At 29.6% G+C, this 14,993-nt stretch carries 9 protein-coding genes and 1 tRNA gene; 2 read left to right on the top strand and 8 right to left on the bottom strand.

What is annotated here, in order from left to right:
- Positions 1-31: 31 nt before the first annotated feature.
- The 3 genes from mnmG to FBFL15_RS00060 all read right to left on the bottom strand — a co-directional run bounded on the left by mnmG (position 32) and on the right by FBFL15_RS00060 (position 5,578).
- Positions 32-1,903: a tRNA uridine-5-carboxymethylaminomethyl(34) synthesis enzyme MnmG gene (gene mnmG, locus FBFL15_RS00070; RefSeq protein ID WP_014082648.1), complete on the bottom strand. Its 1,872-nt coding sequence runs from the start codon at positions 1,901-1,903 to the stop codon at positions 32-34.
- Between the two features lie 96 nt (positions 1,904-1,999).
- Positions 2,000-2,419 (bottom strand): rRNA maturation RNase YbeY, encoded by a 420-nt coding sequence (ybeY, locus tag FBFL15_RS00065; protein WP_014082647.1) that lies wholly within the window; start codon positions 2,417-2,419, stop codon positions 2,000-2,002.
- A 3-nt stretch (positions 2,420-2,422) separates the two neighbouring features.
- A complete protein-coding gene (locus tag FBFL15_RS00060) occupies positions 2,423-5,578 on the bottom strand; it encodes a hypothetical protein (protein WP_338030117.1) in 3,156 nt (1,051 codons plus the stop codon).
- 324 nt (positions 5,579-5,902) lie between these two features.
- Between FBFL15_RS00060 and gltX the strand changes: the two genes are divergently transcribed.
- On the top strand, positions 5,903-7,414 hold the full coding sequence (gene gltX, locus FBFL15_RS00055; protein WP_014082645.1) for a glutamate--tRNA ligase: 1,512 nt from the start codon (positions 5,903-5,905) through the stop codon (positions 7,412-7,414).
- Positions 7,415-7,874: 460 nt separating this feature from the next.
- Here gltX and FBFL15_RS00050 read toward each other — a convergent pair whose 3' ends face one another.
- Positions 7,875-9,974, bottom strand: a complete 2,100-nt coding sequence (locus FBFL15_RS00050) for a glutamine--tRNA ligase/YqeY domain fusion protein (RefSeq protein ID WP_014082644.1) — start codon at positions 9,972-9,974, stop codon at positions 7,875-7,877.
- A gap of 418 nt (positions 9,975-10,392) precedes the next feature.
- Between FBFL15_RS00050 and folB the strand changes: the two genes are divergently transcribed.
- Positions 10,393-10,752 (top strand): dihydroneopterin aldolase, encoded by a 360-nt coding sequence (gene folB, locus FBFL15_RS00045; protein ID WP_014082643.1) that lies wholly within the window; start codon positions 10,393-10,395, stop codon positions 10,750-10,752.
- Positions 10,753-10,782: 30 nt separating this feature from the next.
- Here folB and FBFL15_RS16255 read toward each other — a convergent pair.
- From FBFL15_RS16255 to rnr, 4 genes are all read right to left on the bottom strand, one after another.
- A tRNA-Cys gene (locus FBFL15_RS16255) sits at positions 10,783-10,853 on the bottom strand.
- Between the two features lie 56 nt (positions 10,854-10,909).
- Entirely contained in the window at positions 10,910-11,584 is a 675-nt protein-coding gene (locus FBFL15_RS00040; protein ID WP_014082642.1) for a LysE family translocator, read from the bottom strand.
- 53 nt (positions 11,585-11,637) lie between these two features.
- Positions 11,638-12,303, bottom strand: a complete 666-nt coding sequence (locus tag FBFL15_RS00035; RefSeq protein WP_014082641.1) for a head GIN domain-containing protein — start codon at positions 12,301-12,303, stop codon at positions 11,638-11,640.
- Positions 12,304-12,324: 21 nt separating this feature from the next.
- Positions 12,325-14,505 carry a ribonuclease R gene (rnr, locus tag FBFL15_RS00030; RefSeq protein ID WP_014082640.1) on the bottom strand — a complete coding sequence of 727 codons (2,181 nt, stop codon included), beginning with the start codon at positions 14,503-14,505 and terminating at the stop codon, positions 12,325-12,327.
- Positions 14,506-14,993: the final 488 nt, after the last annotated feature.

The following is a 14,993-nucleotide window of genomic DNA, read 5'->3' as shown; positions in this document are numbered from 1 at the left end:
TTCACGTGGAACATTATATATTAAATCATTATTATCTTCCAATATGAATTAATAAAACGGAAATATCACTAGGTGAAACACCACTAATTCGAGAAGCTTGAGAAACCGTTACAGGTTTGATTTTGTTTAATTTTTGTCGGGCTTCGATAGAAAGCGATTTGATTTTGTCATAATCAAAATGTTCAGGAATTTTTAAATCTTCTAACCTTGTCAATTTATCAGCATTGTTTCGTTCTTTTTCAATATAGCCAGAGTATTTGACTTGAATGGCTGCTTGTTCTAAAATTTCTGTATCCAATTGATGTGTTTCAATATACGATTGTACTTTGGATAATTGTTGCATATCGGATAATTCCATTTGGGGGCGTGAAAATATTTTAAATAATTTATCACTTTGAGAAATAGTAGCAGAAGCTTTAGCTTCTAAAATAGGATTAATTTCAGCAACCGTAACAGAGGTCTCTTTAAAAAATTGAACCATTTTTTCAGATTCAAGAAATTTGTATTCCATTCGTTTCATTCTTTCATCAGATGCCAAACCAATAGCATGCCCTTTTGGAGTCAAACGAAAATCTGCATTATCTTGACGAAGCAATGTTCTATATTCGGCACGAGAAGTAAACATACGATAAGGCTCTTCAGTGCCTTTTGTAATTAAATCGTCTATAAGAACCCCAATATAAGCTTCATCTCTTTTCAGGATAAAAGGATCTCTATTTTGTACTTTGAGAGCGGCATTAATTCCGGCCATCAAACCTTGAGAAGCGGCTTCTTCATAACCCGTAGTACCATTGATTTGACCAGCAAAAAACAAACCAGAAATTAATTTGGTTTCTAGTGTATGTTTGAGTTGTGTGGGTGGAAAATAATCATATTCAATAGCATATCCAGGGCGAAAAAATTTAACTTTTTCAAAACCAACAACAGAACGTAGGGCTTTAAATTGAATATCTTCGGGTAAAGATGTAGAAAAACCATTCACATAAACTTCGACAGTATGCCATCCTTCGGGTTCGACAAATAATTGATGCCTTTCTTTGTCTGCAAAACGATTGATTTTATCTTCGATAGAAGGACAATATCTGGGGCCAAGACTTTTAATACTTCCGTTAAACATTGGCGATCTATCAAAACCTTCACGTAAAATATCATGTACCTCGTTTGAAGTATAAGTCATGTAACACGATTTTTGAATAGCAAGCGGTTTGGTTAGATTAGAATAGGAAAATTTATCAGGAATAGCATCCCCTTTTTCTTCGTTCATTTTGGAATAATCCAAAGATCGACCATCTACTCGAGGAGGAGTACCCGTTTTCATTCTACCAGATTGGAAACCAACTTTTACTAAATCTTCCGTAATACCAAAAGCAGCCCGTTCTCCTGCCCTACCCCCACCAAATTGTTTTTCGCCAATATGTATTAAACCATTTAAAAAAGTACCATTAGTAAGTACAACCGATTTGGTTTTAATTATAGACCCTAAAGAAGATTGTACACCCACTACAGTACCATTTTCAAAAACCAAACCTGTTGCCATATCTTGATAAAAATCAAGATTAGGAGTTCTTTCGAGCATGAAACGCCATTCTTCTGCAAACCTCATTCGGTCAGATTGAACACGAGGAGACCACATGGCTGGTCCTTTAGATTTATTCAACATTTTGAATTGGATAGCAGTCAAGTCAGACACAATACCAGAGTAACCACCTAGTGCATCTATTTCACGAACAATTTGACCTTTTGCAATACCACCCATAGCAGGATTACAGGACATTTGAGCAATATTTTGTAAACTCATCGTAATCAATAGGGTTTTGGAACCTAAATTTGCAGCCGCTGCAGCGGCTTCACAGCCCGCATGTCCACCACCTACTACAATAACATCGTAAACTTCTTGAAACATTTTTTATATATTAATTGTTCCACGTGGAACAGTATTATTAATTTTTTAGTAAACACTTATTTGTTCCACGTGGAACATATTATATAAACAAAGAAACTATTGTTCCACGTGAAACAATGCAAGTTTTTCGTCTTCTTTTGAACGCATGATAACTTCGTCTTCGGGAGATTTATCATTATAGCCACAACAATGTAAAATACCATGAACCATAACACGATTCAATTCGTTAGCTAAAGTTTCCAGATATTCCAAAGCATTTTCACGAACCCTATCAATACTTATAAAAAAATCACCAGCAATTTCGTTACCAAACGTATAATCAAAACTAATAATATCAGTATAATAATCGTGTTGTAAATGTGTTCTATTGATGTCTAAAAGATATTCATCAACGCAAAAAATAAAGTTTATTTCTCCTAAAGTTTTATTTTCTGATTCAATAACTTGTGTGATCCATTGAGAAATAGCTGTTTCATTCTCTAGTGAAAAATCGGTTTCGTAATTAAATTCAATCATAATTTATGGTTTAAAATAGTATTGTACCCTTTGATGAAACTCTGTTTGAAAGGGTATGTTTTGACGTGTTAATAATTCAATACTTTTGATGTATTGTTGCACTTGAATTGGTAAAGGTGTTTGATTTGGAACAAACGGTTTTGTATTAGTTTGGGATTGTCGCTGTTCCTCTTCACCTTGTTCTTGAATGGCTTTATCTAATTTTAAAAGTTCTTGCTTTATATTTTTAATAGATTCAAGTATATTATTTTTAAAACCTTTATTTAATATTTGTTTTTCGATATCTTTCATTTGATTGATAGCATTTTGACCACTACCTCCTACACCATTTTTATCCAATTGTTGCTGTAAAGCATCACGTAAAAGTTGCTGTTCTTTATAAATTTGCATAATCGCTTCAGCGTCAGATTCACCATTGGATCCATTTTGTGAACTACCTTTACTATCATTGTTATTTCCGTTCTTTCCAGAAGATCCTTCACCTTTCTGACCTTCAGAACCTGATTGACCTTGAGCACCATTACCAGGTTTTGATCCAGTTTCGCCACCAGGTTGCTTGCCCTTGCTTTGCTGTTTTTTTATCTTATCGCCAATTTGTTCTTGTTTCTTAATAATGTCTGGCAATTGCATACCAGAACTAGACCCTTTACCAGATTTAGAGGAGCCTTTTCCAGCCCCATTCATATCCATTTGCATATTATTTAACATAGAGGCCAACATATTGGCAAGAATATTGGCACTTGAAATGGTATAATGCTGGTCTGAAACAGCTTGATAAACCTGTGCTTCTACTAAATGTGTTATTGACTTATCCAGAGAATAAGCTATATTACCAACTTCTTTTGTAACTTTTTCAGTAAGTCGAGCATTTCTTAAAGAGAAAGCAAACAAGCTATCATCTATATGTTTAAATTGAATTTTTAGGTTTTGTTGTAGTTTTAAATTTTTATTAAAAGCAATAGCATTTGATTTCAATCCACGAAAATCTTTCATAACCTCTTCTTGAGCAAATGAAAATGTTTGAAGATTATCCAAAATTTGTCTTAAGATTTTAATATCTTCTTCCAATTGTTCTTGTTCGCCAGCATCCATTTGTTGAGACATTTTTTGACTCATCTCTTTCATTTTCTTTGCAGCATCTTTTTGTTTGGGTTTGGCCTTCTCTTTACTGTTTTTTTGCAATGCTTCTTTAGCTTTTTGTAAATCATCAGACACACTTTGTTGTTCCTCCTCTTGATTTGGAAGATCAAGTGGCGATTTTAATTGTTGGTTTTCCTTATCTAATTGATCTAAATCGTTTTTAATTTTATCAAAATCTTTATTGATAGCCTCTTGTTTATCAGCAGCATTTTGTTTATCATCTTGTGCTAATTTATCTTGCTTATTAGACAAATCGTTCAATTGATCCGCAATTTGTTCTGCCTTTTTTTCAACATAAAACTTCTTGGTTAAAGCTACCAATTGCTCTAAAGTTTTTGCTTGGTTTTTTGCATTCTGTTTAAATTGATCTAATTTTTGAAGCAAATCCTCTTGTTCTAATTTATTATTAAGTTGTTTTAATTCCTCTAAAAGTTGTTTGTTTTTATCAACGTCTTTTTGGGAATTATCCAAGCGTTTTAATAATTCATCTTTAATTTTATCTTGTTTAGCATCCTGATTTTGTTGTAAATTAGATTTCAATTTTTCAGTAAAATCATGCATCATTTCATCTTGTTTGAGTTGATTTTTAATAAAATTATCAATCTTTTGTTTGTCTTTAAAATCAAGAATATCCTTTTCTTTGTTCAATTTTTGAATTTTATCTAGTTCAGAAAGTTGTTTGTTTTGTGAAAGTAAAGATTTTGAAATACTGTTAATAGTATTGTTTTGTTGTTGTAATTGTTGGACTTTCAATTCAGATGCAGTATGGATGGTATTTGAAAAAACATCAGACTTTGTAGATTTGAAATGATGTGGTGCATCATTGTCAAAAACTTCAAAATAATATTCATACGTAATACCAGCTTGAACAGGAAGATTACTTGGAAAAGCAAATACAAATTGATCAACAAGCTTGTTTTGTATGGCCATTGTTCCACGTGTAGCCTTTTGATTTTGACCAATGGGATAATATACAATTTGTAGTTTTGATAAACCATAATCATCTGCAATTTGACCAACTACATAAGGTTTATTGATCTGTAATGAATCAGGAACTTGTGAGGCATTTATTGTTGGAAATTGGTCTTGTATTACCGCAATTTGATAACTTAATTTTTCAAAATTTTTAAGTTTGTTATTCGATGTAAATATCTGATAATCTGTATTTTGAGTAATAATTTTACTTAATTTAAATGAATTATTTTCATGTAAAAAAGGGCTATTATATACACCATCAAACCAAGTAATGTGCTGTGTAGCTAATGTTTGTAAAGTCCAAGTAATAGTAGCCCCTTCAGGAATGATGGCATTACCTGTACCAGATATTGATTGCGGTTTCTTATTCAAATAAGCAGGAAACTGTACAAACATATTAAAATTAGAAATAGTAGGTACCGTAAATACTTCTAAATGAAATAAAGGAGAAAGAACTTGGTTAGAACTCAATTGAAATGAAAGAGATTTAGAAGGATGTTCAAATGTAAAATAAAATTCATTTTGATTCGATTTTTCTAAAAAATAAGCTTCATTTTCAATTAAAATACTAATATTATCTGGTATAACAGAACCCGTAGTTTTAACTTTTAAAGTAAAATTCTCGTGCTGTTGGGTTTGTAAAGAAGCATTTTGAATAATAAATTGATAAGGTGCTGGTGGCGAAAAAGGGGTATTGAAATGCACTACCCTGTTGAAACTTTGTGTTAATAAAACACCGTGTCCACTTATATAAAAGAAAATAAAAAGTAAAATAGGTAATAAAGCTAAAGGAATGAACTTTTTATTTTTAGAAAAATGAATAGCATTAGAAAAATTAAAAGGTTTAAGTGAAAGGGCACGTTGATGTATTGCAGCTAACAATAAATCAGATTGTGTAGTATCTTGAGAGAGTTGTAAAAAATTCAATAATTTATCATCGACATCGGTAAAATGAGTGCCAATAATGGAAGAAGCAGCTATATAATCAATACCTTTTTGAAGTTTGAATAGCTTAAATAAAGGGAAAAATATAAATCGAAGCAACAAAAAAAGTTCGACAAAAAGGAATAACCAAAATAAAATAGCACGAAAAAAAGGGGATAACCAAAAAAAAGATTCGATTATCAATGTAAATAAAAAATATAAAAGCCCTATTCCTACGAAAAAAATACTGCCTCGTAGCAATTCATTAGTATAGAATTTTTTAATAAAAAGTTCTAATTTATCGTAAATTAATTGAACATTATTTTCCAAAATAACATGTTTATAATAACCGATAAAAGTAATAATTATAAAGTAAAAATAATAATATTATTTAAAATATTAACAATGAAAAGGAATTGTATATTTGCAAAGAAAAAAAAAGAAATGTCAAAACAAGTACGAGTGCGATTTGCACCAAGTCCAACAGGGCCTTTGCATATTGGAGGCGTAAGAACTGCCTTATTTAATTATTTATTTGCTAAAAAAAATAATGGAGTCTTTTATATAAGAATAGAAGATACAGACCAAAACAGATTTGTACCTGGAGCAGAACAATATATTTTTGAAGCATTGGAATGGTTAGGCATTGCTCCAGATGAAACAATAGGTAAAAATGAAAAATTTGGACCTTATAAACAATCAGAAAGAAAGGCAATTTATGAAAAATATATTCAAATTTTAATAGATAATGGTGCTGCCTATTACGCATTTGACACTACTGAAGATTTAGAAAAGTACAGAAAGGAATATGAAACAGCAGGCAAAACTTTTATATATAATCAAGAAAATAGAGCACAATTAGATAACTCGTTACAATTATCAAAAGAAACAGTTCAATTGAGAATTGAAAAAGGTACTCCTTATGTAATACGTTTTAAAACACCTTCAAATAAAGTATTAGTATTAGAAGATATGATTAGAGGATCAGTAAAATTTGATTCTAACTTATTGGATGATAAAGTGTTATACAAAAGTGATGGAATGCCTACGTACCATTTGGCAAATATAGTTGACGATCATTTAATGGAAACAACTCACGTGATAAGAGGAGAAGAATGGTTGCCATCTATGCCTTTACACGTTATGTTATATGAAGCTTTTGGATGGGATGCACCACAATTTGCACATTTACCATTAATTTTAAAACCTATTGGAAATGGAAAATTATCCAAAAGAGATGGCGATAAAATGGGGTTTCCAGTATTTCCGTTAGAATGGAAAACAGCAGAAGGAATTTCGAGTGGTTATAAAGAAAACGGATATTTTCCTGAAGCAGTAATCAACTTTTTGGCATTACTAGGTTGGAATGATGGTACAGAAAAGGAGCTTTTTACATTGGAGGAATTAGCTGCTAATTTTGATTTGAAAAGAATTCATAAATCGGGAGCCAAATTTGATCCAGAAAAAAACAAATGGTTCAATCATCAATACCTTCAAAAACAAAAAGAGGAAGATTTAGCAAAATGGTTTGCCCCTACCCTAGCAACAAAAAATATCAGTATTGAAAATGAAAAATTAATAAAAATAATTTCATTAACTAAAGAGCGAGCTTATTTTGTAAAAGATTTTGAAGCTTTGACAGATTATTTTTTTGAAGCTCCAAAACATTACCAAGAAAAGGCTTTGAAAAATTGGAAAGCTGATACATCAAAATTGATGGTGGATTTGATAAATGAATTAAATAAAATTGAAATTTTTGAATCGGTAGCAATAGAAACTAAAATAAAAAACTGGATGACAAGCAATGAAATAGGAATGGGAAAAATTATGCAACCATTTCGCTTGTGTTTGGTTGGAGATTTGAAAGGAATACATCTTTTTGATATTGCAGCTATAATTGGAAAAGAGGAAACAATCCGAAGAATTGAATTAGCTATAAATACTTTAAAAATTTAAATATATTAAGAAAATTATTAAATTTAGAAAATTAAAATTAAATAAGTTGCATTCAAGACATTTAAAAAATTAAAAGGTAAACTATTTCAATTAAAAATTAAAAAGGCTTTAAAAGTAATTAAAATGCATGAATATTTATAAATTATATTGATAAAAAACTAAATTACAATATATAATATTTATTATAAAAATTAATGATAAAATATTAAAACTATATAATAAAAAATAATAAAAAAAAAATGAATATTTACTTAAAAAAAAGAGACTCAAAAGAGTCTCTTTTCATTTTAGTTAATTTAAGCCACTAATTTATAAAAAACAATAAAATATAACACTAAAAAAAATAAATAGATTAAAATTGAAATAATAGTGTTGTTTTATATAAATGAAATTTATAATAATTATAAAAATAATAGTAATAATTAATTATAGTTATTATTTATAAAAATAATAACTATAATTAGATTTTTATATCATGAATAAAATTCAAAACAATATCATTTTTTTCGATAGAGGCCAATTGATTAATTTCATTTTGATATTTGAAAATTAAAGCAAATTTTGATAAAACTTTTAAAGCATACAAACGAACAACATATATATTAGATTTTAAAGACATCGAAATTAATTTATCAATTTGATCATTTTCAAAATCAGAAATAGTAAGTACATTAGAATGTAAAAATATTAAATTTGAAAATAACAAAGCATTGTTATCATTTTTTATATTTTTGATAATATTTTGATGCAAAAGAGAAAAATTCTCAATACTTTGAATATTTTTAATGATAATATCTAAAATAATTTGTGCATGAATATGATTTTGTTCTTTAACATACTTATTAATTTCTTTTTGAGTATTCATCAATAAATTAGCATCCAATTTACCTTTTTCTTCCCAAGAATCTTTGAGCCCGACAGTTTTGTTAAATACTAATTTAGAGGTAGTTACATAAGTATCTACAACAAAATACCCTAAACGTTGAAATTGAAAATGTTGTCCCGCCTCTACATTTTGTAAACTAGGTTCTACAAAAGCAGTAACTGTTTGTAAAGATTTTTGATTAATAAAAGATAAGAAATTTTTTTCTTTATGACTATCAGGAGCTTCGTCTAAAAATAAACGATCATATAAACGAACTTCAGACTCTATAGCGTGAGCAACAGAAACCCAATGCAAAGTTCCTGCTACTTTTCGTTTACTAGCTTCAGAACCGCTACCACTTAAAGAATCATTGTCATAAGTAGCAAAAATAGTAGTAATTTTACCATGTTCATCTTTACTAACAGATTGAGCTTTAATAATATAAGCATTTTTCAAACGCACTTCGGTAGTTAAACTTAATCTGAAAAATTTAGGTGGGGCAACTTCTAAAAAATCTTCTCTTTCAATAAAAATCTCTTTAGAAAAAGGTAAAGTTCTAGAACCTGCAGTAACATCTTCAGGGTTATTTTCGGCATCAAGCCATTCGACATGGTCATCTGGATAATTAGTAATAATGACTTTTATAGGATCTAAAACAGCCATCACACGAGGGGCTGTTTTATTCAAATCCTCACGTAAACAAAAATCTAATAAGGAAATATCTATAATATTTTCACGTTTTGCAACACCAATTTTATCACAAAAATTACGAATAGCAGCTGCAGTATAACCACGACGACGCAAACCAGAAATAGTAGGCATACGTGGATCGTCCCAACCTGTAACAATTTGATCTTGAACTAATTGTAATAATTTACGTTTACTCATTACAGTATAGTTCAAATTCAAACGTGCAAACTCATACTGATTAGGATGTACTAAAGTATTGTCATAAATTTGATCTAAAAACCAATTATACAACTCCCTATGCATAACAAACTCTAAAGTACAAATAGAATGTGAAATTTGCTCTATATAATCCGATTGACCATGAGCAAAATCGTACATAGGATAAATTTTCCATTCATCTGCTGTTCGGTGATGGTGTCTGTGTAAAATTCTGTACATCAAAGGATCACGCATGAGCATATTGGAAGATGACATATCGATTTTTGCACGTAAAACATGACTGCCTTCGGGGAAATCTCCTCTTTTCATGGCTTCAAATAAAGTCAAATTGTCATCGACTGATCGATTACGGAAAGGACTATCGGTGCCAGGTTGGGTTGGAGTTCCTTTTTGAGAGGCAATCTCTTCAGCAGATTGTGAATCGATATATGCTTTACCTTTTTGAATTAATAAAACAGCCCAATCATATAATTGTTGGAAATAATCAGAAGCATAACACTCTTTATCCCATTGAAAACCAAGCCATTGCAAATCTTTTTTGATGGCATCTACATATTCTTGTTCTTCTTTTGCTGGGTTGGTATCATCAAAACGTAAATTGACTGGAGCCTGGTATTTGATGCCTAAACCGAAGTTCAAACAAATTGATTTAGCATGTCCAATATGAAGATAACCATTAGGTTCTGGTGGAAATCTAAAACGTAACTGATTTTGAGAAAAACCATTTTGAAGGTTGTCCTCGATAATTTGTTCTATAAAATGAAGAGATTTTGATTCTACTGACATAAATAATAATTATTTTAGCAAAGATAAAAAAAAAGGATAGAAGTAAAGAGGATAACAGAATGATAATGAAAATATTTGTAAATTTGTAAAGACAACTAATTATCAATAATTAATAAGTAATAACTACGAGATAAATAACAGAACAATTACAGATGAAATTGATGACTATTTAAAACATTATTATATAATATACAAGAATTATCTTAAATAAAAAAAAGCTAATAGGAAGTAGATTTAAGAGAACAAGAATTAGTGAATAAACAATTTTAAAAAAAAATCAGAAGATTATGAAAAATTGTAGCTTTAAAAATTTTATATTTTATTCATTTTTTTATGTAAATGAAAAAGGAAATTAAAAAGTATGCATGTCATCACGTGAAATTATCAACAATAAAAACAAAGTTAATAAAAATAAAAAATGGGTATAATAAAATTAGAAAATATAAGAACTTTTTCATATCATGGATGTTTAATTGAAGAATCTAAAATAGGATCAAATTATAAAATAGATTTAGAAATAAAAACAGATTTACGTATTTCTGCAGAAAGTGATTTATTGTCTGATACAGTTGATTATGTATTATTAAACCAAATTGTAGTAGAAGAAATGGCAATTAGAGCAGCATTATTAGAACATGTGGCACATAGAATTATCAAGAGAATTTTTGAGGAATCGGCAGCTGTATCAAGAGTAAAAGTAGCAGTATCCAAATTGAATCCACCAATTGGTGGCGATGTGGCAGCTGTAACCATTGTAATGGAAGAATATAGAGTATAAAAAAAACCTCCCAAAAAGAGAGGTTTTTAGAGGCATCGTCCGGATTCGAACCGGAGTAGGAGCTTTTGCAGAGCCCAGCCTAGCCGCTCGGCCACGACGCCTTGAAATAATAGACTGCAAATGTACTATTTATTTTGAATTAAAAAAATAAAATTATCTACTTTGGTTCAATTTTTTCTAAAGCATTTTTAACTAATTTCTGATCACTTGGAAACCAGCCTTGTAGCATGATTGTAATGCCAAAAATAATTAATATAAAACTAGTAATTTTTTTGATTAATAATACATTTTTTACAGTCATTTTGTTTTTTAACTTTTTTGCCAAAACTATTTTTAGTACATCTACTAATAAATAACTTATAATAACTGAACTAAAAAACAAAAACAATCGAGAAGATTTGAGTTCTAATTGTGGACCAAATGTAATAAAAACCAATAACCAAAAGCCAAGCACTCCCACATTTATAAAATTGAGAATAAATCCTTTAATAAATAAATTAAGATAATTTTTTTTGATTAGTTCCGTATCAACAACTTCTTCTGGATCGGCTTTTTTTAATTTTAAATAAGAAATGATGCCATAAGTAATCATAATTAAACCACCAAAAATATAGAGAGCAGGTTCGTCCTTGATATTATTTATTAACCTATAACTACTAAAATAAGCTATAGCAATAAAAAAAATATCTGCAGAAACTACACCTAAATCAAAAATCATGGCAGCACGAAATCCTTTTAGAGCAGATGTTTCTAAAACAATAAAAAAAACAGGGCCTATCATAAAAGCCAATAAAAACCCTAAAGGAATACCAAGTAAAATATCTTGAATCATGAAAAAAAATTTATACTGACAAATATAATAGAATTAATATAAATTACTCGAAATTATCGATTTGATTGAATAATTTTGCCGCCAAGAATCGTTTTCTGATTGACTTGTTTAGGATTACCAAAAATAGTAATAGTGCCTCCTGCCCTCACCTTTGCATCTACAACATCTGTTGCAAAAACAGCTGCTTCGCCACCTGTAGTAATAGAAACTGCGGTTTGAGTAGTTTCAAACTTTTGAGCATCTAAAATACCACCTGTTCCAATAGTAGCATCTAATACACTGGATGTACCAGAAATAGATATTTTGCCTCCTGAAACAGCTCTAACTTTGGCTCGTTCCACATCTAAAATCATAATTATTTCACCACCTTCTTTGGTATTCAAATCCAACATGGTTTGTTTTATTGGTTCATCACAAATGATATAAGAACCTTCTGAAGCATCAATGTATTGTAGGTTTTTAAAATACAATTTAATAGTGATGTCCTCGCCTTTTAACAACTTTTTGAAACCCATTCGCAATTTAAGTTCGCCATTGTTGTTTACCAATTGTACCTCCTCTGCCCTATCGCCTTGAATTTCAATAACATTTTCATCAGATGGAATAAGTTGTACATTCAATTGATCAAAAACCTTCAATTGATTAAAATCGCCCATGTTTTTGGTTATCTGACTTGATAAAGATTGAGATAAAAGCAATAAAATAAATATTTTTTTCATAATTCAATAAAATAATGTTTTTTATTCAAAACGTTTGATAAACGTAAAATCCAATTGTTTTTTAATTAAATCTGCATTTTTAACTTTAACGAAAATTTGATCGCCTAATTGTAACAAAGCTTTTGTAGAAGCCCCAACAAGGGCATATTGTTTTTCATCAAAAGTATAATAATCCTCTTTGATGTCTCGGGTTCTAACCATGCCTTCGCATTTATTTTCGACAATTTCTACATAAATTCCAAATTCTGTAACTCCTGAAATAACGCCTAAAAATTCTTGATCTTTATGATCTTGCATGTATTTAACTTGCATATATTTGATGCTATCTCTTTCGGCATTAGTAGCTAAACTTTCCATATTAGAACAATGCAAACACTTGGTTTCATATTCGTCCTCATCAACAGATTTTCCGCCGTCCAAATAGAATTGAAGCAATCTATGTACCATAACATCGGGATAACGTCTTATAGGTGATGTAAAATGACTGTAATAATCAAATGCTAACCCATAATGACCAATATTTTGAGTAGTATATTTGGCCTTGCTCATAGAACGAATGGCTAAAGTATCTATCAAGTTTTGTTCTTTTGAGCCATGAACATCTTGCATCAATTGATTTAAAGCTTTAGAAACATCGCCTTTTTTGAAATTGACTTTATAACCAAATTTAGAAATTAAATCTTGCATCGCAAAAAGTTTGTCTTCGTTTGGTTCATCATGAATACGATAAATAAAAGTTTTCTTTTGTTTTCCAATAAATTCAGCAACTTTTCTATTGGCCAAAAGCATAAATTCTTCTATCAAATGGTTGGCATCTTTGGAAATTTTAAAATAAACCCCATCAGGATTGCCGTCTTCTGACAAATGGAATTTAACTTCGACTTTATCAAAAGAAATAGCACCATCGGCCATGCGTTTTTTTCGTAAAATTTTGGCCAAAGTATCCAATTTCAAAACAGCATCTATAACGGGTTGTGCTACTTCATAAGCCGTTCCTGTTATAGAAATAGCAGAAGGTATTATAGTATCTGATTGATTTTCAATTAAATACTGTGCTTCTTCATAAGCAAATCGTTGATTAGAATAAATAACAGTTCTCCCAAACCATTCTGAAACCACTTGAGCTTTTGAATTGATTTCAAACACAGCAGAAAAAGTATATTTTTCTTCATTTGGTCGAAGAGAGCAAGCAAAATTACTTAAAACTTCGGGCAACATGGGTACTACCCTATCCACCAAATAAACAGATGTGGCTCGTTGATAAGCTTCATCGTCAAGTATCGTATTTTCTTTCAAATAATAAGAAACATCTGCAATATGAATGCCAATTTCAAAATTACCATTATCTAAAACCTTATAAGACAAGGCATCGTCAAAATCTTTAGCATCTTTTGGATCGATAGTAAAAGTAAGCGTATCTCGCATATCTCTTCTATTAGCAATTTCAGATTCTTGTATAGAAGTATCAATTTTTTGTGCAAATAGTGTTACATCCAAATCAAATTCAGAAGGCAAACCATATTCCGCTAAAATGGCATGAATTTCTGTATTGTGTTCGCCAGGTTTACCAAGTACTTTAATAACCGCACCAAAAGGGCTATCGGCTCGTTTTGGCCAATCTTCAATATGTACTAAAACAACATCGCCGTGAGTAGCATCGCCAATTTTATCCTTTGGAATAAAAATATCAGTGTACATTTTAGGGTTGGCAGTAGTAACAAAAGCAAAATTTTTTTGAATTTCAATCACTCCTACAAACTCCGATTTGTGTCTTTCTATCACTTCAACTACTTCGCCTTCGGGTTTTTTGCCTTTTCTACGGTTATAAACATATACTTTTACCGTATCTTTGTCTAAAGCATGATTCAAATTATTATTTTGAATAAAAACATCATCATCTAAATCAGGACAAACAAAATAAGCAGTTTTTCTGCCTGTCATGTCAATAACACCTTCATAATAATCTTCGCTTTCAGCTTTAATCAAATATTTACCAGGTTCAGATTCGATAATTATTTTTTGCGAAGCTAATATTTTCAAATCTTTTATAATTTGATTCCTACCTTGCGTATCATCTAATTTGAGTTTGAGGGCCAACTGTTTGTAATCAAAAGTTTTATTAGCTTCTTTTGCTAAAATTTTTAATATTTTATCGGCAAAATGGCTGTCTTTATTGCCTATCTTTTTTTTCTTTCTTGTCATTGGTACAATTACTTCATTATTTTATTTAAAAGACTATTCGATGTCTTAAAATTTCAGTAAAGATAATTGTTTTAATATTTATGAAATACATTCTAATCAAAATTTTAAATTTTTTTAACGTAAAAGGTTTTCAACATTAATTAAATAATAAAAAAGATTTTTTAAATTTTAAAATAAAAAATGGTGCTTATTATGGCTTGTTAATTGTTAGTATAACTTTTATATCAAAAGTTTTGAATTTACGAAACATTTAGTTTATCAAGATGTTATTAACAATGTTATTATTTATAATTATTTTAAAAACAATACATTACATTCAATTATTCACTTATGTTGATAACTAAAAAAGGATTCAAAATGTAAATAAGTTTTTTATTTAAAAATAGGAATAAACTGTTGAAAACTGTTGATAAAAAAATAAAAAAATAACAAAACTAAATTTGGATATTAAATTTCAATTTTTGATTACATTAATTTTGTAAAAAACC

It is taken from the genome of Flavobacterium branchiophilum FL-15 (assembly GCF_000253275.1).
Lineage (GTDB): Bacteria > Bacteroidota > Bacteroidia > Flavobacteriales > Flavobacteriaceae > Flavobacterium > Flavobacterium branchiophilum.
The sequence above is the reverse complement of the archived record's forward strand: the minus strand, read 5'-3'. Positions and strand labels throughout refer to the sequence as shown.